27 protein-coding genes are annotated in these 25612 nt (G+C 37.2%); 10 read left to right on the top strand and 17 right to left on the bottom strand.

Annotated features, from left to right (window positions below; all coding sequences use genetic code 11):
- Positions 1 to 95: 95 nt before the first annotated feature.
- Together argS and Q3V31_RS19560 are read right to left on the bottom strand one after the other, a co-directional pair.
- The gene (gene argS, locus Q3V31_RS19565) at positions 96 to 1766 is read right to left on the bottom strand and encodes an arginine--tRNA ligase (protein WP_016130985.1); all 1671 of its coding nucleotides are present in this window, start codon (positions 1764 to 1766) and stop codon (positions 96 to 98) included.
- Positions 1766 to 2203 (bottom strand): YwiB family protein, encoded by a 438-nt coding sequence (locus Q3V31_RS19560; protein WP_000744340.1) that lies wholly within the window; start codon positions 2201 to 2203, stop codon positions 1766 to 1768. Before Q3V31_RS19560 ends, argS begins: the two co-directional genes overlap by 1 nt.
- Before the next feature lie 148 nt (positions 2204 to 2351).
- Here Q3V31_RS19560 and Q3V31_RS19555 point away from each other — a divergent pair, with 148 nt between their 5' ends.
- Positions 2352 to 3392: a S66 family peptidase gene (locus tag Q3V31_RS19555; protein WP_142309779.1), complete on the top strand. Its 1041-nt coding sequence runs from the start codon at positions 2352 to 2354 to the stop codon at positions 3390 to 3392.
- 25 nt (positions 3393 to 3417) lie between these two features.
- Here Q3V31_RS19555 and Q3V31_RS19550 read toward each other — a convergent pair whose 3' ends face one another.
- A complete protein-coding gene (locus Q3V31_RS19550; protein WP_002130097.1) occupies positions 3418 to 3780 on the bottom strand; it encodes a YxeA family protein in 363 nt (120 codons plus the stop codon).
- Positions 3781 to 4014: 234 nt separating this feature from the next.
- Between Q3V31_RS19550 and Q3V31_RS19545 the strand changes: the two genes are divergently transcribed.
- Positions 4015 to 5052: a PTS sugar transporter subunit IIC gene (locus Q3V31_RS19545; protein WP_016130987.1), complete on the top strand. Its 1038-nt coding sequence runs from the start codon at positions 4015 to 4017 to the stop codon at positions 5050 to 5052.
- A gap of 135 nt (positions 5053 to 5187) precedes the next feature.
- Here the strand turns inward: Q3V31_RS19545 and Q3V31_RS19540 are convergent, their stop codons facing one another.
- From Q3V31_RS19540 to Q3V31_RS19520, 5 genes are all read right to left on the bottom strand, one after another.
- Positions 5188 to 5319 (bottom strand): hypothetical protein, encoded by a 132-nt coding sequence (locus Q3V31_RS19540; protein ID WP_329766429.1) that lies wholly within the window; start codon positions 5317 to 5319, stop codon positions 5188 to 5190.
- Positions 5320 to 5321: 2 nt separating this feature from the next.
- On the bottom strand, positions 5322 to 6194 hold the full coding sequence (speB, locus tag Q3V31_RS19535; protein WP_001209821.1) for an agmatinase: 873 nt from the start codon (positions 6192 to 6194) through the stop codon (positions 5322 to 5324).
- A gap of 219 nt (positions 6195 to 6413) precedes the next feature.
- Positions 6414 to 7241 (bottom strand): polyamine aminopropyltransferase, encoded by an 828-nt coding sequence (gene speE, locus Q3V31_RS19530; protein WP_000424696.1) that lies wholly within the window; start codon positions 7239 to 7241, stop codon positions 6414 to 6416.
- A gap of 186 nt (positions 7242 to 7427) precedes the next feature.
- Positions 7428 to 8591, bottom strand: coding sequence for an MFS transporter (locus Q3V31_RS19525; RefSeq protein WP_097881765.1), 1164 nt, complete (start codon positions 8589 to 8591; stop codon positions 7428 to 7430).
- A 5-nt stretch (positions 8592 to 8596) separates the two neighbouring features.
- Positions 8597 to 9004: a MerR family transcriptional regulator gene (locus Q3V31_RS19520; RefSeq protein ID WP_016130989.1), complete on the bottom strand. Its 408-nt coding sequence runs from the start codon at positions 9002 to 9004 to the stop codon at positions 8597 to 8599.
- Between the two features lie 157 nt (positions 9005 to 9161).
- On the opposite strand from Q3V31_RS19520, the gene Q3V31_RS19515 reads away from it, so the two are divergent.
- Positions 9162 to 9887: a glycerophosphodiester phosphodiesterase gene (locus tag Q3V31_RS19515; RefSeq protein ID WP_001039757.1), complete on the top strand. Its 726-nt coding sequence runs from the start codon at positions 9162 to 9164 to the stop codon at positions 9885 to 9887.
- Between the two features lie 100 nt (positions 9888 to 9987).
- A complete protein-coding gene (locus Q3V31_RS19510; protein ID WP_016130991.1) occupies positions 9988 to 12039 on the top strand; it encodes a transglycosylase domain-containing protein in 2052 nt (683 codons plus the stop codon).
- A gap of 34 nt (positions 12040 to 12073) precedes the next feature.
- On the opposite strand, the gene Q3V31_RS19505 is transcribed toward Q3V31_RS19510, so the two are convergent.
- Together Q3V31_RS19505 and Q3V31_RS19500 are read right to left on the bottom strand one after the other, a co-directional pair.
- On the bottom strand, positions 12074 to 12583 hold the full coding sequence (locus Q3V31_RS19505; protein ID WP_000136685.1) for a YwhD family protein: 510 nt from the start codon (positions 12581 to 12583) through the stop codon (positions 12074 to 12076).
- Positions 12584 to 12608: 25 nt separating this feature from the next.
- Positions 12609 to 13283 (bottom strand): site-2 protease family protein, encoded by a 675-nt coding sequence (locus Q3V31_RS19500; protein ID WP_000372467.1) that lies wholly within the window; start codon positions 13281 to 13283, stop codon positions 12609 to 12611.
- Between the two features lie 112 nt (positions 13284 to 13395).
- Between Q3V31_RS19500 and Q3V31_RS19495 the strand changes: the two genes are divergently transcribed.
- Positions 13396 to 13581, top strand: a complete 186-nt coding sequence (locus tag Q3V31_RS19495; protein WP_001147171.1) for a 2-hydroxymuconate tautomerase — start codon at positions 13396 to 13398, stop codon at positions 13579 to 13581.
- A 39-nt stretch (positions 13582 to 13620) separates the two neighbouring features.
- Here Q3V31_RS19495 and Q3V31_RS19490 read toward each other — a convergent pair whose 3' ends face one another.
- The 6 genes from Q3V31_RS19490 to Q3V31_RS19465 form a co-directional block, all read right to left on the bottom strand.
- Positions 13621 to 14925, bottom strand: coding sequence for an HD domain-containing protein (locus Q3V31_RS19490; protein WP_000262736.1), 1305 nt, complete (start codon positions 14923 to 14925; stop codon positions 13621 to 13623).
- Positions 14926 to 15070: 145 nt separating this feature from the next.
- On the bottom strand, positions 15071 to 16009 hold the full coding sequence (locus Q3V31_RS19485; protein ID WP_016130992.1) for an ABC transporter substrate-binding protein: 939 nt from the start codon (positions 16007 to 16009) through the stop codon (positions 15071 to 15073).
- A 191-nt stretch (positions 16010 to 16200) separates the two neighbouring features.
- Positions 16201 to 17013: an ABC transporter ATP-binding protein gene (locus Q3V31_RS19480; RefSeq protein ID WP_000212073.1), complete on the bottom strand. Its 813-nt coding sequence runs from the start codon at positions 17011 to 17013 to the stop codon at positions 16201 to 16203.
- A gap of 15 nt (positions 17014 to 17028) precedes the next feature.
- Entirely contained in the window at positions 17029 to 18045 is a 1017-nt protein-coding gene (locus Q3V31_RS19475) for a FecCD family ABC transporter permease (RefSeq protein WP_001260763.1), read from the bottom strand.
- Complete coding sequence (locus Q3V31_RS19470; protein WP_000388282.1) at positions 18042 to 19097, bottom strand: FecCD family ABC transporter permease; 1056 nt, start codon at positions 19095 to 19097, stop codon at positions 18042 to 18044. The genes Q3V31_RS19475 and Q3V31_RS19470 overlap by 4 nt, the downstream gene beginning before the upstream one ends.
- 236 nt (positions 19098 to 19333) lie before the next feature.
- The gene (locus tag Q3V31_RS19465) at positions 19334 to 19558 is read right to left on the bottom strand and encodes a YuzB family protein (protein ID WP_000526075.1); all 225 of its coding nucleotides are present in this window, start codon (positions 19556 to 19558) and stop codon (positions 19334 to 19336) included.
- Positions 19559 to 19845: 287 nt separating this feature from the next.
- On the opposite strand from Q3V31_RS19465, the gene Q3V31_RS19460 reads away from it, so the two are divergent.
- Both Q3V31_RS19460 and lipL read left to right on the top strand, forming a co-directional pair.
- On the top strand, positions 19846 to 20538 hold the full coding sequence (locus Q3V31_RS19460) for an RsfA family transcriptional regulator (RefSeq protein WP_016130993.1): 693 nt from the start codon (positions 19846 to 19848) through the stop codon (positions 20536 to 20538).
- Between the two features lie 114 nt (positions 20539 to 20652).
- The gene (gene lipL, locus Q3V31_RS19455; protein ID WP_000099309.1) at positions 20653 to 21498 is read left to right on the top strand and encodes an octanoyl-[GcvH]:protein N-octanoyltransferase; all 846 of its coding nucleotides are present in this window, start codon (positions 20653 to 20655) and stop codon (positions 21496 to 21498) included.
- Positions 21499 to 21546: 48 nt separating this feature from the next.
- Here lipL and pta read toward each other — a convergent pair whose 3' ends face one another.
- On the bottom strand, positions 21547 to 22518 hold the full coding sequence (pta, locus tag Q3V31_RS19450) for a phosphate acetyltransferase (RefSeq protein ID WP_000067219.1): 972 nt from the start codon (positions 22516 to 22518) through the stop codon (positions 21547 to 21549).
- Positions 22519 to 22796: 278 nt separating this feature from the next.
- On the opposite strand from pta, the gene hemQ reads away from it, so the two are divergent.
- The 3 genes from hemQ to cwlJ all read left to right on the top strand — a co-directional run bounded on the left by hemQ (position 22797) and on the right by cwlJ (position 25609).
- Complete coding sequence (gene hemQ / locus Q3V31_RS19445; protein ID WP_001287592.1) at positions 22797 to 23540, top strand: hydrogen peroxide-dependent heme synthase; 744 nt, start codon at positions 22797 to 22799, stop codon at positions 23538 to 23540.
- Between the two features lie 195 nt (positions 23541 to 23735).
- On the top strand, positions 23736 to 24998 hold the full coding sequence (locus tag Q3V31_RS19440; RefSeq protein ID WP_329766323.1) for a serine hydrolase: 1263 nt from the start codon (positions 23736 to 23738) through the stop codon (positions 24996 to 24998).
- A 188-nt stretch (positions 24999 to 25186) separates the two neighbouring features.
- On the top strand, positions 25187 to 25609 hold the full coding sequence (gene cwlJ / locus Q3V31_RS19435) for a cell wall hydrolase CwlJ (protein ID WP_000538152.1): 423 nt from the start codon (positions 25187 to 25189) through the stop codon (positions 25607 to 25609).
- The last annotated feature ends 3 nt before the right edge of the window (positions 25610 to 25612 follow it).

Raw genomic sequence — 25612 nt, 5'->3', positions numbered from 1 at the left:
TAATACATTCAATCAAAACAGGCAACCACATGTTATTGTGATTGCCTTTTTATAAGCTTCTACTTTTCTAAACGATCCGCTTCTGCTCTTCTTTATTACATTTTTTCTGGTGCAGATACTCCTACGATTGCTAATGCATTTTGAAGTGTAGTGCGTACTGCTTTCATTAATTCGTAACGAGCTTTACTTAATTCTAAGTTATCTTGGTTTAATACTTTTTCTGCATTGTAGAAGCTGTGTAATGCTGCTGCTAATTCAAATGCATAGCTTGTAATGCGGTGTGGCAGACGTTTTTGCGCTGCATCCGCAACTACAGCTGGGAATTCACCAAGTTTTTTCAGTAACTCTACTTCTTTCTCAGAAGTAACAAGTTTGTAATTCACGTCTCCGCCTGTAGCTAATCCTAACTCTTCACCTTGACGAAGGATACTGCATACGCGAGCATGAGCATATTGTGCATAGTATACTGGGTTTTCATTAGATTTTGATACAGCTAAGTCCATATCGAAGTCTAAATGAGAATCACCACTACGCATTGCGAAGAAGTAACGCATTGCGTCCACGCCTACTTCTTCCATAAGCTCACGAAGTGTAACTGCTTTACCTGTACGCTTACTCATCTTCATTTTTTCACCATTTTGGTACAGTTGTACCATTTGGATGATTTCTACTTCAAGTGTTTCTTTATCGTAACCTAGCGCTTGAATTGCAGCTTTCATACGAGGAATGTAACCGTGGTGGTCAGCACCCCAAATGTTGATTAGCTTATCGAAACCACGCTCTAATTTATCACGATGGTAAGCGATATCTGGCGTTAAGTATGTGTAAGAACCGTCATTTTTAATTAACACACGGTTTTTGTCGTCACCGTAAGTCATTGAACGGAACCAAGTTGCTCCGCCTTCTTCAAAGATCTCATCACGCTCTTTTAATACTGCAAGTGCAGCATCGATTTTTCCGTTTTTGTATAATGATGTTTCTGAGAACCATACATCGAACTTAACACGGAAGCTTTCTAAGTCTTTTTGAAGTTTTGCTAACTCATATTTTAAACCGTATGAACGATAGAACTCATAGCTTTCTTCTGCATCAGCTTTTGCATAACGATTACCAAATTCTTCAGCTAAAAGCTTACCGATTCCAATGATGTCCGCACCATGGTATCCGTCTTCTGGCATTTCTTTCTCTAGACCTAAAGCTTGCATGTAACGAGCTTCAACAGAAAGGGCTAAGTTATGAATTTGGTTACCAGCGTCATTAATGTAGTACTCACGAGATACATCGTACCCTGCTTTTGCTAATACGTTACATAAAGTGTCACCTACTGCCGCACCACGTGCATGTCCTAAGTGAAGGTCACCTGTTGGGTTCGCAGATACGAACTCAATTTGTACTTTTTCACCTTTACCAGTATTCGTTTCACCGTAAGCTTCGCCAGCGTTAACAATTGTTGGGATTAAGTCTGTTAAGTAGCTATTATCCATGTAGAAGTTAATGAAACCAGGACCTGCGATTTCAATTTTTTCAATAGAAGCTTTTGCTTTATCGAAGTTTGCAACTAATTCTTCTGCAATCATACGAGGTGCTTTTTTCGCAACGCGTGCAAGTTGCATTGCCATATTTGTAGAGAAGTCACCATTTGTTTTATCTTTTGGAGATTCTAATACAACGTTTGGAATTTGTTCTTCTGTCGCTAGTTCTGCCTTTAATACAGCAGCCTGAATTTCTTCTTTAATCAATCCTTTTACTTGTTCTAAAGAATTCATTATTTTGCCTCCTTCAAATTAATTGTAATTGTATATCTGCCAGCTTCTTGTTCACTTAGAAGCAATGCGTACGTTAAGAAGAGTTGTCCTTTTTTCTTTTCATCCGACCATTTAAAAAGAACGTTATCAGTTTTCGTTTGCAACGCAAACGTACCAAGTTCACTCGTATACGTACCAGTTGTCCATTCACCTTTCACATGCGTCTGACGCATAGAAATAGCACCTGAACGCATAATGAGAACTTGTTCATCTTGAATTTTAATAATTGTTTTCACTTCGCCTTGTTCGTTCGGCTCCTGGAATGTTATATATGTACCTTGACCTTTTACATAGTATTGACCATTTGCTTCAAAAGCAACGGTTTCCTTCCTCGCCCCTTCACGGATTTCTGTTACGAAATGAACGTGTACCGGCAAGCCTGCAAGTTGTTTCTTCACGTCTTGCACACCCTTCAAATGTTATAGATATTAAATACTACTTATAATAAATCACTTTTCCTATCATATCAAAAAAAGACGCTGTCTGTCTGCTGAAAAATCAGGAAAACTCCTTTTCAAAAAATAATTCACCTTCACTTTATTTCATATGATAAAATGTTTTTTAAATCTAAATATTCTTTCATTTCAAGGGGTGAATTTGGTGCTACCAACAAAATTGAAAAAAGGTGATGAAATTAGAGTTATTTCACCATCTTGTAGTTTAAGTATTGTCTCCACCGAAAACAGAAAGCTTGCTGTAAAAAGATTAACCGACATGGGCTTTCAAGTTACATTCTCAACATATGCTGATGAGATAGATCGATTTGCTTCCTCTTCTATTTATTCACGCGTTCAAGACGTCCACGAGGCATTTAAAGACCCTAATGTAAAAGCAATTTTGACGACACTTGGAGGATACAACTCTAACGGTTTATTAAAACATCTCGATTACGATTTAATTCGAGAAAATCCGAAGTTTTTCTGTGGCTATTCTGATATTACCGCTTTAAATAACGCACTTTACACAAAAGCAGGCTTAGTTACATATTCAGGTCCTCACTTCTCTTCATTCGGAATGGAAAAAGGGGTCGATTATACGACCGATTACTTTTTAAAGTGCTTAACTTCTCATGAACCTATTGAAATATTACCGGCTGAAACATGGAGCGATGATTCTTGGTATATGGACCAAGAAAATCGAGAATTTATTAAAAATGAAGGATATGTTTCGATTCAAGAAGGAGAAGCTACAGGGGATATTATCGGCGGAAATATGAGCACTTTGAATTTACTACAAGGTACACCATATATGCCAAGCTTAAGAAATAAAGTTTTATTTCTTGAAGAAGATAGTTTAACGGGAAAAACTACACTTAAAACTTTCGATCGATATTTACATTCTCTTATGCAGCAAACTGATTTTGAATACGTAAAAGGCATCGTTATAGGAAGAATGCAAAAAGGAGCAGAATGTATGATAGAGGACATTCAAGAAATGATTGCTTCAAAGCCTGAACTTGCACATATCCCTATTATTGCGAATTCAAATTTCGGACATACAACTCCAATCTTTACTTTCCCAATTGGCGGACGTGCAAAAATCATTTCTAATAAAGGGAATTCAACTATCACCATTTTAACGCACTAAAAAAGGAGCGAACGATTCGCTCCTTTTATGGTTTTTCTATTTTTTGCAACGCTTTTTGCGGGATTGATTCTTTCGAGATTTCAGCCCATCCTTTTCCCTGCATACCTTTTGCATAAATTTTTATAAAAGCACCCGTATGCAATTCACGGTTCACCATTCTTTTAATAACTTGTAGCTTTCCATCTTCTGTATACCCTTTAAATGTATACAAATATTCATCGTCTTTTTTCTCACTTTTATCTATAACAGCATAATAATCTTGTATTTCTTTATTTGAAAAGAAGTTGTCTACAAAAGCATGCACACCTTCTGTTTTCGTGTTTAAATAATATGCTGTTCCACCTAAAATAATGGCGAACACAGCTAAAACCTTAATTACCAATTTCATAAATGCTCCTCCTGTTTGCACTGCTTTCTCACTAACCGTATGTCTATACCTGTATTATACGAAAAAACGCATACTATACTCTATCGAAATGCCTTACACTTTCCTTACATTATTGTAAGAGTTTTTCACCTTACAGCAATTTCCCAATAAAAAATTTTTCCGTTTAACAAACTTTTATATTATTATTGAATGATACAAATTTTTATTACAAAAATCAAAGGAGACAGTTTTCAAATGGCTATCTTGCAAGGTTTAGCACTATTACTTGTTGTACTTTGTCTATTTACACTTTTCAGTTACCGTGCGCCTTACGGAATGAAAGCAATGGGCGCTTTAGCTAATGCAGCAATCGCAAGTTTTCTTATTGAAGCATTTCACCGTTATATTGGTGGAGAAATGTTTCATAATGACTTTTTACAATCAGTAGGAGAAGCTTCTGGTAGTATGAGCGGTGTCGCAGCGGCAATTTTAGTCGCATTAGCAATCGGTGTCTCACCCGTATACGCTGTTTTAATCGGTATCGCTACTAGCGGATTCGGTATTTTACCAGGATTTTTCGCTGGATACGTTTGTGCCTTTGTCGTGAAGTTTCTCGAAAAGAAATTACCAGCTGGTGTAGAGTTTTTAGCAATCCTATTTATCGCTGCACCAATTTCACGCGGAATGGCCATGCTTATGGATCCACTCGTTAACGCAACACTTGGTAAAATCGGTTCTATGATTTCAGTTGCAACTACAGAAAGTCCTATCATTATGGGTATTATGCTTGGTGGATTAATAACTGTTATTTCTACCTCTCCATTAAGTTCTATGGCACTAACTGCAATGCTTGGATTAACAGGTTTACCAATGGCAATTGGTAGTCTTGCCGTTGCGGCTTCTGCACCAATGAACTTTATTTTCTTTAAACGACTAAAAATTTGTTCAAAGAAAGATACAATCGCTGTAGCAATCGAGCCGTTAACACAAGCCGATGTTGTCTCAGCAAACCCAATCCCTATCTATATGACCAACTTTGTTGGCGGTGCGCTGGCCGGTATTATTACTTCGCTATTCCAGCTCGTTAATAATGCACCAGGAACAGCATCACCAATTCCAGGACTTCTCGTCTTGTTCGGATTTAATGATGTAATAAAAGTAACGATTGCTGCCGTATTATGTGGAATCGTTACCACTATTGTTGGATACATTGGATCAATTGTATTCCGTAAATATCCAATCCGTTCTGCTGATGAAATTCGCGGAATTGCTTCGGACGAGAAAGTTGCATAAGAAAAAAGAGCTATTCTCATCGTTTGAGAATAGCTCTTTTTAATGTCGCATGTTGGTAAATAAAATTTTATCGGCGATTCGACAAAGAATATCGACTTACCAGCACATAACGACAAAAGTAAAAGCCTCCTAGACTTAGGAGGTCTTTACTTTTAATCCAGCTACAACGGCTAGAATGATCGGTGGCTTCGCTTCTTCCTTCGAGGCAAAAAGCGCCTCTACGTCTGAAGCTCCATCCCCCTCACATTCTGAGCGAGCCGTTTCCACTTTTACTTCACCCAGCCGAGCAGCATTTCCCGCACGAATTTGCTTGCTGCAACTGGTGTTTGATCACTATGGTCGTAGACTGGAGCTACTTCTACTAAATCTGCTCCAACTACATTTATATTTGAATTTGCAATTGCTACGATGGAATCTAATAGTTCTTTAGATGTGATACCTCCAGCCTCTAACGTTCCTGTTCCAGGAGCGTGAGCTGGGTCTAATACGTCAATGTCAATTGTGACATAGACTGGGCGTCCTGCAAGTTTCGGTAATACTTCTTTTAACGGTTCTAATACGTCAAATTTGTATAAGTTCATACCTACTTCTTTTGCCCATTCGAATTCTTCCTTCATTCCAGAACGAATACCGAAAGAATATACGTTTTCCGGACCAATTAAATCGCACACTTTACGAATTGGTGTAGAGTGGGATAAAGGCTCTCCCTCATATGACTCACGTAAGTCAGTATGGGCATCCATATGGATGATTGCTAAATCCGGATATTTTTTTGCCATTGCCTTAAAAATTGGCCAAGACACTAAGTGCTCACCGCCGAGACCTAGTGGAAACTTACCGGCATCTAAAAGTTTTGATACATACTCTTCAATCATGTCTAAGCTGCGTTGTGCATTTCCGAATGGTAATGGGATATCACCCGCATCAAAATATTTTACCTCTTCTAGTTCACGATCTAAATACGGACTATATTCTTCAAGACCGATTGATACTTCACGAATACGTGCAGGGCCAAAGCGAGATCCTGGACGGAAACTTACTGTCCAATCCATAGGCATCCCGTAAATAACTGCCTCTGACTCTTCAAAACTTGGATGACTTTTAATAAATACTTTACCTGAATAAGCTTCATCAAAACGCATATTCTTTTCCTCCTTATGTGGAACTTAAGGTATCCCAACCTTTCACTATTTCTCAAATTTGGAGCGCATTGCTCCTCTTTCTCGATTTACCGGGGTCTTCTTTTTTAACGATAAGAAGACGATTTTCTTTACAGAAGTGTAAGTAGCTAGCATGCTCAAGTCTTTTGGACAAACACCTTAAACGAGCTACTTACACTTTATTTGTTCAAACTCGATTTCTTACTTAATTAAATCGCCAACAAATTTCGGTAATGCGAATGCTGCATTGTGTAATTCTTTTGTGTAGTATTTCGTTTCGATTTCGTGGAAACGCTCTTCACTTACTTCTAGTGGATCATGTTTTTTAGATCCAATTGTGAATGTCCAAAGTCCACTTGGGTAAGTTGGAATGTTCGCTGTGTATAAACGAGTAATTGGGAAAATCTCTTTTACGTCTTTAAACACAGTTGTAATTAGTTCTGGTGTAAACCAAGGGTTGTCCGTTTGAGCAACGAAAATACCATCTTCTTTTAACGCTTTAGAAATTCCAGCGTAGAAGCCTTTTGTAAATAGGTTTACTGCTGGGCCTACTGGCTCAGTAGAATCTACCATAATTACGTCATATTCATTTTCGCTTTCTGCGATGTGTAGGAAACCGTCTCCTACTTTTACTTCTACACGCTCATTGTCTAATGCGCCTGCAATTGATGGTAAGTATTGTTTAGAGTACTCAATTACTTTTCCATCGATTTCAACAAGAGTTGCTTTCTTTACGCTTGGGTGTTTTAACACTTCACGAATAACACCACCATCACCACCGCCTACTACTAATACGTTTTCAGGGTTTGGATGTGTAAATAAAGGTACGTGCGCTACCATTTCATGATAAACGAACTCGTCCTTTTCTGTTGTCATAACCATGCCATCTAAAATAAGCATGTTTCCGAACTCTTCCGTTTCAACCATATCAAGTTTTTGGAATTCTGTTTGCTCCGTATGTAATGTGCGGTTAATACGCGCCGTAATCCCAAAATGTTTTGTTTGTTTTTCAGTGAACCATAGTTCCATCGTACAATCACGCCTTTCAATGCAAATTTATAATAGGGACATCATTAATGTCCCCTAACAAAAATAAAACAAAACATCCAAAAAGTATAGTTAAAAGTACAAAAATACCGAAAATATATTTTAGTCAGAGGGTTCTAACATATATGTGAAAAGGGATTGCCCTGTAATAGGAAAGAAAACCCTTTCTTAAGAAAGGGCTTTTGTCTCTACTTCTGCCGGTTTACGGATTGGAATTAAAATCATTACGCAACCGACTAACACAACAATTCCACCGACTAAAAACGGACTTTGTGGTGAAACTGTATGGCCGATGATTCCTGATAAAATTGGAGCAATTGCGCCCCCTAACCAACGAACGAAGTTATAAACACCTGATGTAACAGATCTTTCATAAGGTGAAATATCCATTACATAACTTGTAAATAACGCGTTATTTAATCCTGATGCTAATCCTGATAGAACGATTAACACGATTTGTAACCACATGATTTTAACGAAGAATAGTGCAATTAAGAAAATCGCAAATACGAGTAAACTACCTTTTAACAATGTTTTTGGTTCATATTTACCTTCTAGCTTATGCGCTAAAATTGCTGATCCGTAAGCTAATGCTAATCCCCATCCACAAAATACAAATCCCAATTGAATAGCAGATAAATGCATAATCAGTGGTGAATATGCTAACACGACAAAAAATCCGTAGTAGTATAACATTCCCGAAATAGCACCTTGCATAAACGGTTTATACTTCACCAGGTTAAGTAATTCTCCTACGCCCGCCGCTTTACGCTTCACTTTTCGCTCCGGTTCTTTTACAAAAAAGAAAACTAAAATAAATGCTAAGAAAATTAAAATACTCGTCGCAAAAAATGGGTAACGCCAAGAATGTCCACCTAATATCCCGCCTAATAAAGGTCCACCTGCCATCCCTAAACCGATAGCTGCTTCATATAATCCTACTGCTTCATGAACTTCTTTACTTAATACAATTAATAATGTCATCGCCGTTGCAAAGAACATCGCATTTCCTAATCCCCACCCAGCGCGGAAAAGAGATAATTGAGCAATCGTTTGCGATATACCGCATATAAACGCAAATACAGTCACAATCGCAAGACCAATCGTCATCATTCGTTTATCACCAAATCTTGATGCAAATATTCCAGCTGGTAACATCATAATTGCCATAGTTAAAATATATGCTGTAAATAGCATCTCTACTTGCCAATGCGATGCACCAATTTGTTCAGCAATACTTGGTAAGATTGGGTCGACTACCCCTATACCCGAAAAGGCAAGGAAGGTAGCCACCACTGTAATCAATCTCCCTAATTTTTGTTTGCTCTCCATTTTGATCATTCTCCTTTTGTACTCTCTAAAAATGTCACTGCCCGATGTAAGCTATCTTCGAGTTCAGCCTTTACACGCTGCATTTGCTCCATTTTTTCGTCTAGCGTTTGCACTTGTTTTTCAAGCATCTCTTTAATTTCTTGAATCACTTCGCGATCACGAGGATTCTCGCTATTTCTTCTTTGTTCCATTCTTTCTTTTAACGATAAGAAATGTTGCATTTCTTGAAGCGTAATTCCTAGCACTTCTTTTGCTTCTACAATCCCTTTAATCCTTGCAATATCTTCATCTGTATACAGGCGAATGTTCCCTTCACTACGTTCTGGGGGATGAATTAAACCAATTTCCTCATAATAACGAAGTGTACGTTTTGTTAAACCAACTTGCTTTGTGACTTCATCAATTTTATACATGTTTATTCCTCCCTTCACTCGGTTATTACATTTTACGTTAACGTTAACTTTTGTGCAACTGTTAGACTTTTGTAAATGTTTATCCTATTCAATTGTATTTTTCCAAAAGCAGTTTCATAATGAAAGAAAAGAAAAGAAATGATAAGGAGATTTCCGTATGAATAAACCACTTATTTTCGCCCACCGCGGGGTCAAAGGAACACATCCAGAAAATACGATGATTGCCTTCCAAGAAGCAGAACGCATTGGTGCTCACGGGATTGAACTTGATGTCCACCTATCAAAAGATGGTGAACTTGTCGTGATTCACGATGAAACAGTAGATCGCACAACAAATGGCATAGGTCTTGTTTCTGAAAAAACGGTAGCAGAATTACAAGCTTTAGACGCTGGCAGCCATAAGGATCCTTCTTTCCACGAAGCAAAAATTCCAACGTTACGCGAAGTATTCATTTGGTTATCTACAACAAATTTACAACTTAACATTGAATTAAAAACAGATGTTATTCACTATCCAAATATTGAAGAAAAGGTCGTTGCCCTTGTTCGTGAATATCATCTATCCAATCAAATTGTATTTTCATCATTTAACCATGATTCCGTTTCGTTGTTAGCAGAAATTGCTCCAGAAATTCCAAGAGCAATTTTATATGATACACCACTTGCAGATCCAATTGCTGAGGCAAAAAATAGAGAAGCAACTGGTTTACACCCAAACTTTCAATTACTAACAAAAGAATTTGTTCAATTTGCACAAAAACAAGGGTATGTTTTCCGCCCTTACACAATTAATGAAGATAAAGATTTACAAACTATGATTGATTACGGTGTAGACGTCATTATTACTGATTGGCCAGCACGTGCCTTTGAGCTCCTTTCTTAATTAAAGGAGCTTTTTGTTTTCGAAATTTCATTGTTTAAAATAACCGAAAACCCTCAATACTAATACAATAATGTTTGTATGAATGAGGGGCTGAAAAAAGATGGATCAAACTATGAATCCGAAACTTAAAAAATATAAACGTCTTTTCTTCACCGTAATGTTTTCTTCTGTTCTTTTTTTCGTTTTTTCCTTTTTTGTTATTATTATAGTTGCAAAAATTATGGGACCTCCTCCTGTTGCTGTCCCCCAGACGAGTGTCTTTTACGCTAATGATGACACTGTTATCGGACAAAGTAACGAAATGCAAAAACGCTACAATGTATCTCTCAATGAAATTTCTCCTTATGTAAAAAAGGCGACACTATCTATCGAAGATCAAAGATTCTACAAACATCATGGCTTTGATATGAAGCGTATTGCTGGTGCCATTGTTGCCGACTTAAAAGCGATGGCAAAAGTCCAAGGTGCTAGTACGATTACACAACAGTATGCTCGTAACCTATACTTGGATCATGATAAAACGTGGAAACGTAAACTATTAGAAGCAATGTACACAATCCGCCTTGAAGTGAACTATAATAAAAATCATATTTTAGAAGGATATTTAAATACAATTTATTACGGGCATGGTGCTTACGGAATCGAAGCTGCATCTCGTCTATATTTCGATAAAACAGCAAAAGAATTAACATTAGCGGAAGCTAGTATGCTCGCAGGTATCCCGAAAGGACCTAGTGTCTACTCTCCCTTTTTAAAAGAGGATCGCGCTAAAGGACGTCAATCTCTCATATTAGATGAAATGGTAGAACAAGGTTATATTACGAAGCAACAAGCAACTTCAGCAAAAAAAGAAGCACTGACCTTCGCCTCATTAGATACGAAAAAAGTCGCAGAGATTGCACCTTATTTCCAAGATGCTGTACAAGCTTCTCTTCTTCGTGATATCGGATTAGATGAGCAAGCCTTACAAAAGGGTGGCTTGCGTATTTATACAACGCTAGACCCTAAATTACAATCGGTTGCAGAGCAAGCTGTAAAAGATTACATACCTGACACAACAAACATACAAACTGCTCTCGTCTCCATGAATCCAAAAACGGGTGAAGTAGCTGCCCTTGTTGGTGGAACTGATTATAATACAAGTCAATTTAACAGAGCTACACAAGCCGCTCGCCAGCCTGGCTCTACGTTTAAGCCATTCCTATATTATGCGGCATTAGAACGAGGATTTACCCCTGCTACGCGCTTAAAAAGCGAATATACTGTGTTCACTTTAGGTGACGGGGTTTCAAAGTATAAACCGAAAAACTATAAAGACTATTATGCAGACGATTTTGTAACAATGGCGCAGGCTCTTGCGGTCTCAGATAACGTATATGCCGTGAAGACCAATTTATTTTTAGGCGAAGACATTCTTACAAAAACAGCGAAGCAATTCGGTATTACTACCGCATTAAAAGATGTTCCGTCTCTTGCTCTCGGCACATCACCTGTAAAACCAATTGAAATGGTAAATGCTTATAGCATGTTCGCAAACGGCGGAAAAGACGTAAAACCGATGTTTATTCGCCGCATTATGGACCATGAAGGAAATATGTTATACGATGCTCATTTGGAGAGTAAGCAAGTTCTTGATAAGAGCAAAACGTTTGTAATGGAAGAAATGATGACAGGTATGTTTAATAAAAAACTAAGTAGTTATGCCGCTGTGACCGGACAATCGATGTTATCCAAACTATCAAGAACGTATGCCGGAAAATCTGGTTCTACTGAAACAGATAGTTGGATGATTGGATTTACTCCGCAACTTGTAACAGGGGTTTGGATTGGATACGATCAACCTAAATCCATTTCAAATGTAGCAGAACAAGGATACGCGAAAAAAATATGGACCGATACAATGGAAAAAGGATTGGATGGACGGCCTAAAAAAGAGTTCAAACAACCAACAGATGTTGTTGCAGTCGATGTTAACCCTGAAAACGGTAAGATCGCTACAAAAAATTGTCCCATTTCTGTGAAAATGTATTTCGCAAAGGGCACAGAGCCAACAGAGTATTGTATGGATCACGTTGATGATAAAGAAGAGTTCGAAAAGGTTAGTGAAGAGAAGAAAAAGACGGGTTGGTGGAAAAAATATCTCCCGTGGTAAAAAAAAATAGCTGACGGAAATCCGTCAGCTATTTTTATTCACCTAATAATGCATGACGCAATTCTTCACTAGACTCGTTCCAAATTGCTTCATTATGCTCTTTTAAGAATGTACCAAGTACTTTCTTAGATGATTCATCCATATGATCAATCATGATGTGGCGCTTTAATGATTTATCCATTTTGTTTACATGCTCCGGAAGTGATTTATATCCGCGGCGAATTTCACGGTCAACTGTCATTTCACAAGCAGTTACACCTGCGTAATAAGCACCATTTGGTGTTCTTTCAATTGTTACCCAAACAAGCCAAAATGGTTTTCCGTTTGGAACTTCATCTTTATTTGTTAAAAATTTAATACCTTTTTCTACTGTACTACGCGCATGCATCGCACCGATATCAACGAACGCAGTTTTCTCTAACACATCAACAAATACAGGAGAAATATTTTCTAAGCTTAATGCCCCAACACCAAAACCACCATGGCCATCTGTTGAGTCATTCTTCACGATATTAAAACCAATTTTTTTCTTTTTCTCTGTCATATGTAAATTCCTCCTCGCTTAATGATTATAAAAGCCCGAAAATAGGCGCAATGATACTTTGTAAAAATACTAATACATATGGGATAACAACATTGAAAATAGGCTGAATTGTGTAATTACTAAGCGGTGTAATAACAAGAATTAATAACGCAATTGCTCCATACTTTTCATACTGTGTCATTTTCGCACGAATATTTGCTGGTGCTAAATCTTCCACAACGCGATAACCATCAAGTGGTGGGATTGGTAATAAGTTAAATACAAGTAAAACAATATTAAGCATAATAAAAATCTGGAAGAATTGACCCAGCGTATCTGCTACTGCAGGTGGAATCGCATCTAACACACCAAACGTTATTAAGCTATACCAAATAATTAAACCAATTGCACTTAAGATAAGATTACTTATCGGTCCCGCAATAGAAACTAATATTCCCGCAAGACGCGGTTTTTTAAAGTTATACGGGTTAACAGGCACCGGTCTTGCCCAACCGAATCCAAGAATTAATACAGCAATCATCCCGATAGGGTCTAAATGAGCCATCGGTGATAACGTTAAACGTCCTTGCTTTTTCGCTGTATCGTCTCCAAATTTATATGCAACATACGCATGTGCAAATTCATGCACAGATAGCGCAATAATAATCGCCATTGCTACCAATGGAATTTGTTGCAACGGGTATCTAAATAACTGATCCATGATTCATCTCCTCTTCAATATGTCCAAAAAAGAAATTATTTGTTTTTTCGATTGTTCTTCCCCATAATCCGCTATAATAAGAGTGTAACTTACATAAAAGGAGCGATTGTACATGCCATACGTAACAGTGAAAATGCTAGAAGGACGCACAGAAGAACAAAAGAAAGCTCTTGCTGAGAAAGTAACAGCAGCAGTAAGCGAAACAACTGGTGCTCCTGAAGAAAACATCGTTGTTTTCATCGAAGAAATGTCTAAAAACCATTATGCAGTTGGCGGAAAACGCTTAAGCGACAAATAATCTCAAGTTTTTTCATAAGAAGCAGCTCTTAGCTGCTTCTTATTTCTTTCCCTCTAACAACTCGATAATTCTCTCTTTATATTTTCCTCTTCTTCCATCTTCATAGATTAAATCATGCGGATAGAATAGTTTTTGATCCGTTCGCTTCTTGCCTGTAATCGCCTCAACAATATCCGATTCACGCGAAAGCTCTCTAAGTTCCCCATTCGGCATAAGAAGTAAGATTGGTAGACGTTCTTCTTCTTCTCCTGCACGATAAAAGTCATACGGTAAGTCTGATGTTGAATCAACAACTAAATAATACTCTGGATCGAGTCCAATCTTTTTAAATAAGCTACTTAATTCCATCCAATTATCTAAACCGTGCTTATCAGTAAACTCTACATATTTAAATAGATTTCTGTTCATAAAGCGGCGGCATAAATCACTTAAAATTTGATCTTCTTCGTCTTGCCACACTTGGAAGTAATAATACATTACGTTCTCGTCTAGCTTTAAATAATCCTCTACTGTTACTTCTTCTTCAAATAAAGAATAGAAATGAACAGGATGATTTTTAAACGCATAATACTTCTCATGCAGTGATTTAGCTCGGTGTAAAATCTTCGTTAAAATAACTTCTGCACTACGTGTTACCGGATGGAAATATACTTGCCAATACATTTGATAACGGCTCATAATATAATGCTCTACAGCATGCATACCACTATTTTTAATGACAACTTGATTACCGTATGGGCGCATGACACGCAGTATGCGCTCCATGTCAAAATTCCCATACTTTACACCAGTAAAATATGCATCTCTTAATAAATAATCCATACGATCAGCATCAATTTGGCTTGAAATCATACTAATCGCTAATTTATTAGTAGATGTTTTCGCAATGACATCTGCTACCTTTTGCGGAAAATCCTTATCAACACGGCTTAACACACGATTAATTTCCGTATCACCAACGATAATCTTTTGCGTAAATTTCTCATGATCTAACGAAAATACTTTTTCAAACGAGTGAGAAAATGGGCCGTGACCGACATCATGAAGTAATGCCGCACATAAACATAATAATCTATCTTCAGCATTCCAGTTCGGTCTGCCATCAAACACATCATCAATCATACGACGAATAATTTCATATACACCTAACGAATGAGTAAAGCGACTATGCTCTGCACCGTGAAATGTAAAAAATGTCGTTCCAAGCTGCTTAATACGGCGCAAGCGTTGAAATTCTTTCGTTCCGATTAAATCCCAAATAACGCGATCACGCACGTGCACATATTTATGTACTGGGTCTTTAAACACTTTTGTTTCGCTGAGTTTGTCGTTTAAATATACCACCTTCCGACATCCTCCTTCCTTTACTACATTCTTACTTTATATTATAAACGAAATAAGAAACAGAAAGAAATGAAAGACTATATTAATTCCTGTTATATAAAGAAAAATCACTTTTACCGACGTAAAAGTGATTTTTCTTTATATATTATTTTCCTAAAACAAACTCAGCAACTTCGTCTAAGATCATTTCTTTACCTAGTGGGAAGTATCCTTTGTTTAGGTCTTCATTGCTAATTGTGAATACGTGATTGTTTTTAACAGCGTTCATGTTTTTCCAAATTGATTCTTCTTGGAATTCTTTTAGACGCTGAGAACCGTCACCAGTTGTAAATACGAATAAGTAATCTGGATTGTAATCGATTAAAGCTTCTTTTTGTACTTGTACTAGCGGTTTATCAGTTGGTGTACCTTTAACTGCTGGTAACTTTAAGTCATTAAAGATTACGCTACCGTAACCGTAGTCACCGTATACGCGGAATGCGTTTGGATATGCAGCCATTTTCATGAATGTTGCATCACCCGTTTTAGCGATGATTTTGTCATGTAATTTACTTGCTTTTTCATCATACTGTTTGAACCATTCTTTTGTTTCTTTCTCTTTACCGAAGATTTGACCTACTTCTTCGAATTTTGGACGCCATTGGTCTAATGGAGTTTTTAACATAACTGTTGGTGCAATTTTAGATAATTGATCATAAATCTTTTCTTGACGATTGTTTACAATAATTAAATCTGGTTTTGCGGCAGCTACTGCTTCAATGTTAATTTTATCGCCCCAAGCAGAACCTACTGGCTTCACACCTTCTAATTTCTTTGCAATATGTCCATCAATTTTTTCTTGTGTTGTATTTGCAGTAATAATCGGTTTCATACCGAAAATTAATAATTCTTCTGTTGAACCACTAAGGTCAGCAATTTTCTTTGGATTTGCAGGGATTTTAATTTCCCCTTTTGCGTGTTGTACAGTGCGCTCTTCAGTCTTCGCATCTGCTTTCTTTTCTTCTTCTTTGTTAGAGCAAGCTGCAAATAGTACAGAAGTAACAACTAGTACCATTGCTAATAGTGCCATTTTAAAATTCTTCATGTTCCCACTCCTTCTGGCTGTATTTATCTTATAAGTTACAATGAACTATAAGAAACGGAAATAACAATTAATTAATATATATTTATTAACCGTTGTTAATGACCCATTCTAACGGGCGTTCAACTTCCCATTTGTAAGTAAGAAGCTCAACGTCCATTAGAAGTCCCCCTCTTTACGAGGGGGGGTTCTACTTATGCTTTTTTACGCAATTGATTATTAATCATCGCTAAATCGTATGTTAAACAAATCGGTTTACAGTTTACTGGACATGGAACGATTTGTGCTTCAATCTCAAATACGTTACGAAGTGTTTCACTCGTCATAACTTCATCTGGCGTTCCTTGTTTCATTAACTTACCTGCTTTTAATGCAATCATATGATCAGAAAAACGAGAAGCATGATTTAAATCGTGAATAACCATAACAATCGTTCTGCCTTCTTCTTTGTTTAACTTCTTCAGTAAGTTTAATACCTCAAGTTGATGAGCCATATCTAAGTATGTTGTTGGTTCATCTAACACAAGTAAATCTGTTCCTTGTGCAAGAGCCATCGCAATCCATACACGTTGACGCTGCCCACCTGATAAAGCTTCTGCTGGACGATTTGCGAATTCTGTCATCCCCGTCACTTCAAGTGCCCAATGAATATAGCGATAATCCTCTTCTTTCAATGTTCCAAATCCTTTTTGGTGAGGAAAACGTCCATATGAAACAAGTTCAAATACAGTAAGGCCTGTTGGCACTTCTGCAGTTTGTGGTAAAATCGCCATTTTCTTTGCGATTTCTTTCGTTGGCTGTTTCTCAATTGCTTTTCCATCAAGATAAACAGTACCTCGTTTTGCTTTCAAAATACGAGAAGCCGTTTTTAATAATGTGGATTTCCCACAACCATTTGGTCCAATAATCGTTGTAATTTGCCCTTCCGGAATTTCAACTGTTAATCCATCTATAATTAACCCTTCATTATAGCCAACAGATACCGCATCAACTGCTAAAGTTGCCATACAAAAAGCCTCCCTTTATTTTGTCCTCATAAGTAAATATATGAAATATGGTGCGCCAATTACAGAAATAACAAGACCGACCGGTATTTCTGAAGTTGGTAACACACTTCTTGAAATTACATCTGCAAATAAAAGTAAGAACGTTCCTATTAATGCAGCCGTTGGTAACATAATTTGATGTTTACCACCAACGAGGCGTCTCGCTAAATGAGGAGCCATTAAACCGATAAAACCAATGCCGCCCGCAACAGCAACAGATGCACCAGCTAAACAAACTGCAATAAATAATAATTTACGTCTTTCCTTTTCTACGTTTACACCAAGGCCAACTGCTGTAGAGTCGCCTAAATTCATTACATTTAATATGTGTGCTTTACTAATGGCAAGTGGTAAGAAAATAACCATCCATGGGAGTACACTTAGTACAAACTTCCAATCTGTTCCCCATAAACTTCCTGCCAACCAAATCGTTGCAAAACGGAAGTCGTTAGATGTCATCTTCATAGAAAAAATTAAACTAACAGCACCAAATCCGGCTGCAACAGCGATACCAACAAGAATTAATCGAGTTGATGAAACGCCGTCTTTCCATGCTAGTAAATAAATTATAACCGCTGCCAATATCGCACCAACTAGCGCGAAGAATGGAAGGATAAATACAGATAAAAGTGTACCTGTTCCAACTTTTCCAAAGAAAAAGTAGACGAATACAACAACTGTTAATCCCGCTCCAGCGTTAATGCCGATAATACCTGGATCAGCCAGTGGGTTTCGTGATAACCCTTGCAAAATTGCTCCTGACATAGCTAATGCAGAACCAACTAATATAGCAATAACCATACGTGGCATACGAAATTCAAATAAAATAACAGATTGATCTTCTGCACCTAATCCAACCAATGACTTTAATACATCCATTGGAGGTATTTTAAATGTTCCTGTATTTAAGCTTACTAAAAATACAGCAACGATTAATCCTACTAAAATCGTTAAAATAGAAACGTTCTTTTTTGTTAAGACGCTCGTCCTCACATTTTTCCTCTCCCTTCGTTACGTGCTAAGTAGAGGAAGAATGGAACACCAATTAGCGCTGTAATTGCTCCAATTGGTGTTTCAAATGGTGGATTAATAACGCGAGATAACATATCTGCACATTCAATTAACAATCCACCTAAGACCGCAGAACATGGAATAACCCATCTATAATCTGAGCCTACAAGGAAACGAGTCATATGTGGAATTACAAGACCAACAAATCCAACTGATCCTGCCATAGAAACCGCAGAACCCGTTAATACAAGAACAAGTACTGTTCCAATGAATTTAATTAATGTAGTATTTTGACCTAGCCCAATCGCAATTTCTTCACCAAAGCTTAAAATGGTAATATATCTCGACATCATAATTGCTATAATGAGACAAACAAGACCAATCGGTACTAACATATTAATACTTTGCCATTTCACTCCAGCAACGCCGCCTGCATTCCACATACTCACCTCTTGGGCAAGATTGAAATACAATGCAATTCCGGATGAAATTGCCCCTAATAAAGCACTAATTGCAGCTCCAGCTAAAGCTAATTTCACAGGCGTTAATCCACCTGGTGAAGAAGACCCAATACCATATACAATGCTCGCTCCAAACGCAGCTCCAATAAAAGATGCAATAACAAACATTAAATAAGGTGAATTAGGGAAGAATGCATACATAATTGCAATCCCGAATACAGCACCATCTGTAATCCCCATTAACGATGGTGATGCAAGCGGATTCCGTGTCATCCCTTGCATAATTGCTCCTGATACTGCTAAAAAGGCACCTGCAACTACGCCCCCTATTGCTCTAGGCATGCGAAGTTCTTGAATTACGTTATGATGCGTTATAGACCCATCAAACTGAAATACAGCTTGCCAAACAGTCTTTAAACTAATATCTGCAGCACCAAACGAAATAGAAACTGCCATGCTTAAAGCTAACAAAATTGTGCCTGCTATTAAAATAATAGAGGCAACGAGCGGTCTGCTCTTAATCTCTTTAACATTCACATCTTGCTGTTCTATACTCCTTGCGCTCGCTTCCATCCCTCAACCATCCTAACCAACAACATATATTTAATAAAATGAAATTTATTCTCAAATAGTAATAAAAAAATTAGATGAATTGATATTTTCCTGATAATGATTCTCAGAATCAGACACTTTCTATTCTACCTACCACGTCAAAAGACTGTCAACCATTATTTTGAAATACGAATTCATACAAAACGCTATCTTATGGACATAAAAAAAGAAGAGTAATCTGTTCACTCTTCTTTTTCTTACTTATTTAACTTTGCTTCAATTTTTACAATTAATTCGTCTTCTGTTGGAGCCGCAACTGGACGATTATTTACAAACGCGAATGATTTTTTACGACCAGGGCCACAGTAAGACTGACATGCAACCTCAATCGTTGCACATGAATCTACTTTTTTTAACTTCGGAATCAACGTTTTAACGTTCGTTGCCTGACAATCATCACACACACGAAATTCGTTTCCCATTATATAACACTTCCTCTATTTTAAACTTTTCACAAGTACATTTAAAAATAAACACTAAATGGTATTTTACCGCTCTTTGAAGCTTGTTGCAAGTCTCCGGGCATAGCTCTATTCCTATATAAGGCTACCTATTTTGTATATTTTCTCCTTCAAAAGCTTTCATCATTCATAGCCACATTTTTTCTCTTCATTGAAATCTACTATATTTTTAAAAGCTTTGTATAAAAGCTCATTTTTTTGCCCATTATAAAAATAGGAAGTTCATAAAAAGAAAGGGAGTTGAATCTATGAAAGTAAGACAAGATGCTTGGACAGACGAGGACGATTTATTACTTGCTGAAACGGTGCTTCGCCATGTTCGAGAAGGAAGTACTCAATTAAATGCATTTGAAGAAGTAGGAGATCAGTTAAACCGCACATCCGCTGCTTGTGGTTTCCGCTGGAACGCTGTCGTTCGTTATAGTTATGAGCAGGCTCTTCAACTAGCAAAAAAACATCGTAAAGATAAAATGCGTGCTGCGAGCGGTGAACAAGCGAAAAAACGTTTACTTTATACACCAACAGCCTCAGGATCAATAACTGATTACGAGGAACTAGTGCCACACGAAACAGCTGTCCAATATAAAGAAGCTAGTCCATATCAAGAACCGACTGTTCCCGCTTCAAAAAGTTCAATAACAATGCAAGATGTTATTTACTTTTTACAAACAGTTCGATCTTCAAATATAAAGGTAACAGCTCTTGAAAACGAGAATACGAGATTGAAACAAGAAATTAAAGCGCAAATACTCCGAAATGAAGAACTAGAAAAGAAACTAGAAAAATTAGAACAACAATCTCATACTGTACAAGAGGATTACGAAACACTTATGAATATTATGAACCGTGCTCGTAAATTAGCAGTAATGGATGATGAGGAACGCTCACAAACATCTTTCCGCATGGATCGAAACGGTAACTTAGAAAAAATTGCAGAATAAAAAGGATGCATTGCATGCATCCTTTTTATTCTTTCACTTTATATCCGAGAAAACCCCTTTCTTCATTTTTTGCTATAATAGAGGTTGTCATTTTATAAATAAGGGGTTAGTTATATGAGCAGTTCCCGTTCAATTTTATCTCAGCCAGAGTGGCGTATTGTAGATCAGTCTAGTTTAGGACCAACATTCCATGCACTTCAGTCATTCGCAATGGATGACACATTATGCACAAGTATCGGAAATGGTAAATCAGCTGCAACAATGCGTTCTTGGGTTCATCACAATACAATTGTTCTTGGCATTCAAGATTCGCGCCTACCACATTTAGAAGAAGGTATTTCCTTTTTAAAAGAAAACAACTTCAATGTTATCGTTCGTAATTCCGGTGGACTTGCGGTCGTACTTGATGAAGGTGTTTTAAACGTATCACTTTTATTCCAAGAAACAGAAAAAGGTATCGATATTGATCTTGGATACGATACGATGTGGCATTTAATTAAGGAAATGTTAAAAGATTACGACGTTACTATCGAGGCAAAAGAGATTGTTGGTTCTTATTGTCCTGGTAGCTATGATTTGAGCATTCGCGATCAAAAATTTGCTGGTATTTCTCAGCGTCGTATTCGCGGAGGCGTTGCTGTACAAATTTACTTATGTGCGACAGGAAGCGGTTCTGAGCGTGCCGCACTCGTTCGTGATTTCTACAACGTAGCAATTCAAGGAGAAGAAACGCGATTTACGTACCCTGAAATTGTACCGAGTACGATGGCCTCACTCTCTGAATTACTTGGCGAAACAATTACAGTACAAGATTTAATGATGCGCCTTTTAAAAACATTGCAACAATTCGCTCCAAAGCTAACACCATCTCAATTAACAATAGATGAAATACCTTTATATGAGACGAATTTACAACGTATTATTGATCGTAACAATAAAGCACTTGGCTTAGAAAAATAAAGACCGTCGCTATTATAGCGACGGTCTTTATTTCAATTCGTTATAGAATTAAAGTGCTTGAGCTGCTGTAATTAAAGCTAACTTGTACACTTCTTCTTCGTTACATCCACGAGATAGGTCATTTACAGGCATGTTTAAACCTTGTAAGATTGGTCCTACTGCTTCGAAGTTACCTAAGCGTTGAGCGATTTTGTAGCCGATATTACCAGCTTCTAGGCTTGGGAATACGAATACGTTAGCATCACCTTTAATTGTAGAACCTGGAGCTTTCTTCTCAGCTACAGATGGTACGAATGCAGCATCGAATTGGAATTCTCCATCTAAAGTTAATTCAGGAGCCATTTCTTTCGCAATGCGAGTTGCTTCTACAACTTTTTCTGTTTCTGGAGATTTCGCAGAACCTTTTGTAGAGAAGCTTAACATAGCAACGCGTGGGTCAATGCCGAATAGTTCAGCAGTTTTCGCACTTTCGATACCAATTTCAGCTAAATCTTGGCTGTTTGGTGCAATGTTAATTGCGCAATCAGCGAATACATACTTCTCTTCTTCACGTACCATGATGAATACGCCTGAAGTTTTTGTAACGCCTGGTTTTGTTTTAATAATTTGAAGTGCTGGACGAACTGTATCAGCTGTAGAGTGAGCTGCACCACTTACTAAACCTTGTGCTTTGCCCATGTATACAAGCATTGTACCGAAGTAGTTTTCGTCTTTAAGGATTTTGCGAGCATCTTCTTCTGTTGCTTTACCTTTACGGCGTTCAACGAAAGATGCTACCATTGCATCCATTTCTTCGTATGTAGCTGGGTCATAAATATCAACGCCTGCTAATGTTAAGTTCATGCTAGCAGCTTTTGCGCTAATTTCTTCTTTATTACCAACTAAAATTGGTTTTACTAACTCTTCTTTTGCTAAACGCTCTGCAGCGCCTAAAATTCTTTCATCAGTTCCTTCAGGAAGTACGATAGAAATGCCTTTTCCTTGAACTTTTTCTTTTACTGTTGTAAATAAGTTGCTCACGAATAAACCCTCCTACATATGTTAAAAAACTCTATCTTTAAGAATACTGCTTTTCCTCTATATTTTAAACTTATAGCTCCCAAAAAATAGATAAAATTAAAATGATTATATTTTCATAAAATTCAGCATAGAAATAAAGCCTACTTAAGCCTTATTTTCTCCCGTTTTCCAATAAATATAAATGTGACAATTTTATGCGCCGAAACTTTATGTAGATGTTTTTAACCCTATATATGCTATAGTTAACGTGTAAAATATCATTAACTGAGGTGAATAGAATGAGTGAAGCAACAACAACGTTAGATGGCTGGTATTGTTTACATGATTTACGTTCTATTGATTGGGCAGCATGGAAAACATTATCTAGTGACGAACGCGGACAAGCAGTGTCTGAATTTTTAAATGTCGTTGAAAAATGGAACGAAGTAGCTACTGCGAAAAAAGGCAGTCATGCAATGTATACAGTTGTTGGTCAAAAAGCAGATATTATGCTTATGATCTTACGTCCAACAATGGAAGAGTTAAATGAAATCGAAACAGAATTAAATAAAACAACATTAGCTGAATATTTAGTTCCTGCATATTCTTACGTATCTGTTGTTGAACTAAGCAACTACCTTCCAGCTGATGAAGATCCATACCAAAACCCACAAATCTTAGCTCGCTTATATCCTGAGTTACCAAAAGCAAATCATATTTGCTTCTACCCAATGGACAAGCGTCGCCAAGGTGATGACAACTGGTACATGCTTCCTATGGAAGAACGTAAAAAAATGATGTACAGTCACAGTAAAATCGGTCGCCAATACGCAGGGAAAGTACGCCAAGTAATTTCAGGATCAGTCGGATTCGACGATTTCGAGTGGGGCGTAACATTATTCGCTGACGATGTTCTTCAATTTAAGAAGCTTATATATGAAATGCGCTTCGATGAAGTAAGTGCTCGTTACGGTGAATTCGGTACATTCTTCGTTGGGAACATTTTACCAGACGAAAAAGTAGAGAAATTTTTACACATATAATAATGAAAAAGGAACGAATTTCGTTCCTTTTTTTATTATCCTCTATATTTCTTCTCAAAAAACTTCTTTTCTCTGCAAATTTGAACAAAAATCGACAAATTCTTTTCAAATTTCTTGTAATATTGTAACCTTTTCACATCCAAATTTATGCTAAGCTGGTACGAGCTATATGCTAATAACGATGCGAAGGTGATAATGTATATGAAGAAAATCTTGTCTATTTTACTATTGTTTCTATTGTTAATTTCCTCCTTAGGAGTAACAACATCCCATGCGGGAGAAAAAATACATATAGAGGCAGCTGCTGCACTTCTATTTGATGCAGATACAGGAAAAATACTGCATGAACAAAATCCAGATGAATTACTAGCTATCGCTAGTATGTCAAAATTAATTGTTGTTTATGCCGTATTAGAAGCAATTAAAGAAGGAAAAATCACTTGGGATACGAAAGTAAACATTTCAGATTACGCTTATGAAGTTTCACGTAATAATGAATTCTCTAACGTACCCTTCGAAAAGGGACGCCAATATACTGTAAGAGAATTATATCATTCTATCGTTATCTTCTCTGCGAATGGATCTAGTATTGCTTTAGCAGAATTACTTGCAGGCAGTGAAAAGAACTTCTTAAATATTGCAAATGAACATGCGAAAAAACTAGGGTTAAAGAAATATAAATTTGTAAACGCTACTGGGTTGAATAACGCTGATTTAAAAGGGAAACATCCTGAAGGAACTGATCCGAATGGAGAAAACTCTATGTCAGCTCGCGATATGGGTATTCTTTCAAAAACAATTATTACAAAGTATCCAGAAATGCTAGAGGATACAAAACAAAGATTTAGAAACTTCCCAGATAATCATCCGAAACCAATTCGTATGGAAAATTGGAACTGGATGTTACCAGGTGCTGCTTTCTCCTATGAAGGAGCAGATGGTTTAAAAACAGGAAGTTCTGATACCGCTGGATATGGATTCACTATTACAGCAAAACGCGGTGATTTACGCCTTATTTCAGTTATTATTAAAACGAAATCAATGGACGAACGTTTCACAGAATCTCGCGCATTAATTGAATACGGATTTAATAACTTCGAAAAACAGAAATTAAAAGTAGATAAAAACAACAAAATTTCTGTAGTAAAAGGAAAAGAAGACTACGTAATAGCTGTACCAGAAAAAGAAGTGACAGTAGTTACTGCAAAAGGTAGCAAAGCACCTTACAAAATTTCTACTGAAGCGGATAAGTCACTCGCTGAAGATGGACATTTAGTTGCTCCTATTAAGAAAGATGCAAAGGTCGGTTCCATCGTTTTAGAACCAACTGATAAATACGGATTTTTAGATGGAAATAAAAGTATGAAAGTTGCTGCAAAAACGACAGAAGAAGTAGAAAAAGCACATTGGTTCGTATTAACAATGCGTTCCGTTGGTGATTTCTTCTCAAACTTATGATCCAAAATATTTTAATGATAAAAAGCTAGCACACGCTAGCTTTTTTATTTTCCTCTCTCAATGTAAAACTTCGTTTGGTTGTCATATCCGAGTCCTTTTTCTCATACGTATGAACTAGTAATTGTTCCACACTTCATCTAGAAAAAACCTCTTTCCAAAGGGTATTCCAAAAAGAGAGGTGACACATAATGGGTGTTATCGCACATACAGAAGAAGATGTAAAGTTATTAGCTAGACTCATGCGTGCTGAAGCTGAAGGAGAAGGCCAACAAGGCATGCTAATGGTTGGAAATGTCGGTGTAAATCGTGTCCGAGGAAATTGTTTAGATTTTAAAAAAGTACGGAACTTACGTCAGATGGTTTATCAAAATCCTGGTGGTTTTGAAGCTACTCAAAAAGGGTATTTTTATCAACGAGCACGCGAACAAGACATTGCCTTAGCAAGACGGACCATTCAAGGACAACGTTTTTGGCCTGCAAATTTCGCTTTATGGTTTTTCAGACCTGAAGGTCCTTGCCCACCAACTTGGTATGACCAGCAAAACTCTGGACGGTTTAAAAAGCACTGCTTCTTCCAACCATCCGGTGAGGATTGTCCAAGCGTATATTAAGGA

Source organism: Bacillus nitratireducens (assembly GCF_036320425.1).
Lineage (GTDB): Bacteria > Bacillota > Bacilli > Bacillales > Bacillaceae_G > Bacillus_A > Bacillus_A nitratireducens.
Note: the sequence above shows the minus strand (reverse complement) of the source record. Positions and strands in the feature narration are given on the sequence as shown.

What these genes read in the sequence shown, in the direction of transcription:
- argS (WP_016130985.1), bottom strand. Translation starts at nt 1,766, where the DNA reads ATGAATTCTTTAGAACAAGTAAAAGGATTGATTAAAGAAGAAATTCAG.
- Q3V31_RS19555 (WP_142309779.1), top strand. Translation starts at nt 2,352, where the DNA reads ATGATAAAATGTTTTTTAAATCTAAATATTCTTTCATTTCAAGGGGTG.
- Q3V31_RS19550 (WP_002130097.1), bottom strand. Translation starts at nt 3,780, where the DNA reads ATGAAATTGGTAATTAAGGTTTTAGCTGTGTTCGCCATTATTTTAGGT.
- Q3V31_RS19545 (WP_016130987.1), top strand. Translation starts at nt 4,015, where the DNA reads ATGGCTATCTTGCAAGGTTTAGCACTATTACTTGTTGTACTTTGTCTA.
- speB (WP_001209821.1), bottom strand. Translation starts at nt 6,194, where the DNA reads ATGCGTTTTGATGAAGCTTATTCAGGTAAAGTATTTATTAAAAGTCAT.
- speE (WP_000424696.1), bottom strand. Translation starts at nt 7,241, where the DNA reads ATGGAACTATGGTTCACTGAAAAACAAACAAAACATTTTGGGATTACG.
- Q3V31_RS19525 (WP_097881765.1), bottom strand. Translation starts at nt 8,591, where the DNA reads ATGGAGAGCAAACAAAAATTAGGGAGATTGATTACAGTGGTGGCTACC.
- Q3V31_RS19520 (WP_016130989.1), bottom strand. Translation starts at nt 9,004, where the DNA reads ATGTATAAAATTGATGAAGTCACAAAGCAAGTTGGTTTAACAAAACGT.
- Q3V31_RS19515 (WP_001039757.1), top strand. Translation starts at nt 9,162, where the DNA reads ATGAATAAACCACTTATTTTCGCCCACCGCGGGGTCAAAGGAACACAT.
- Q3V31_RS19510 (WP_016130991.1), top strand. Translation starts at nt 9,988, where the DNA reads ATGGATCAAACTATGAATCCGAAACTTAAAAAATATAAACGTCTTTTC.
- Q3V31_RS19505 (WP_000136685.1), bottom strand. Translation starts at nt 12,583, where the DNA reads ATGACAGAGAAAAAGAAAAAAATTGGTTTTAATATCGTGAAGAATGAC.
- Q3V31_RS19500 (WP_000372467.1), bottom strand. Translation starts at nt 13,283, where the DNA reads ATGGATCAGTTATTTAGATACCCGTTGCAACAAATTCCATTGGTAGCA.
- Q3V31_RS19495 (WP_001147171.1), top strand. Translation starts at nt 13,396, where the DNA reads ATGCCATACGTAACAGTGAAAATGCTAGAAGGACGCACAGAAGAACAA.
- Q3V31_RS19485 (WP_016130992.1), bottom strand. Translation starts at nt 16,009, where the DNA reads ATGAAGAATTTTAAAATGGCACTATTAGCAATGGTACTAGTTGTTACT.
- Q3V31_RS19480 (WP_000212073.1), bottom strand. Translation starts at nt 17,013, where the DNA reads ATGGCAACTTTAGCAGTTGATGCGGTATCTGTTGGCTATAATGAAGGG.
- Q3V31_RS19470 (WP_000388282.1), bottom strand. Translation starts at nt 19,097, where the DNA reads ATGGAAGCGAGCGCAAGGAGTATAGAACAGCAAGATGTGAATGTTAAA.
- Q3V31_RS19465 (WP_000526075.1), bottom strand. Translation starts at nt 19,558, where the DNA reads ATGGGAAACGAATTTCGTGTGTGTGATGATTGTCAGGCAACGAACGTT.
- Q3V31_RS19460 (WP_016130993.1), top strand. Translation starts at nt 19,846, where the DNA reads ATGAAAGTAAGACAAGATGCTTGGACAGACGAGGACGATTTATTACTT.
- lipL (WP_000099309.1), top strand. Translation starts at nt 20,653, where the DNA reads ATGAGCAGTTCCCGTTCAATTTTATCTCAGCCAGAGTGGCGTATTGTA.
- hemQ (WP_001287592.1), top strand. Translation starts at nt 22,797, where the DNA reads ATGAGTGAAGCAACAACAACGTTAGATGGCTGGTATTGTTTACATGAT.
- Q3V31_RS19440 (WP_329766323.1), top strand. Translation starts at nt 23,736, where the DNA reads ATGTATATGAAGAAAATCTTGTCTATTTTACTATTGTTTCTATTGTTA.
- cwlJ (WP_000538152.1), top strand. Translation starts at nt 25,187, where the DNA reads ATGGGTGTTATCGCACATACAGAAGAAGATGTAAAGTTATTAGCTAGA.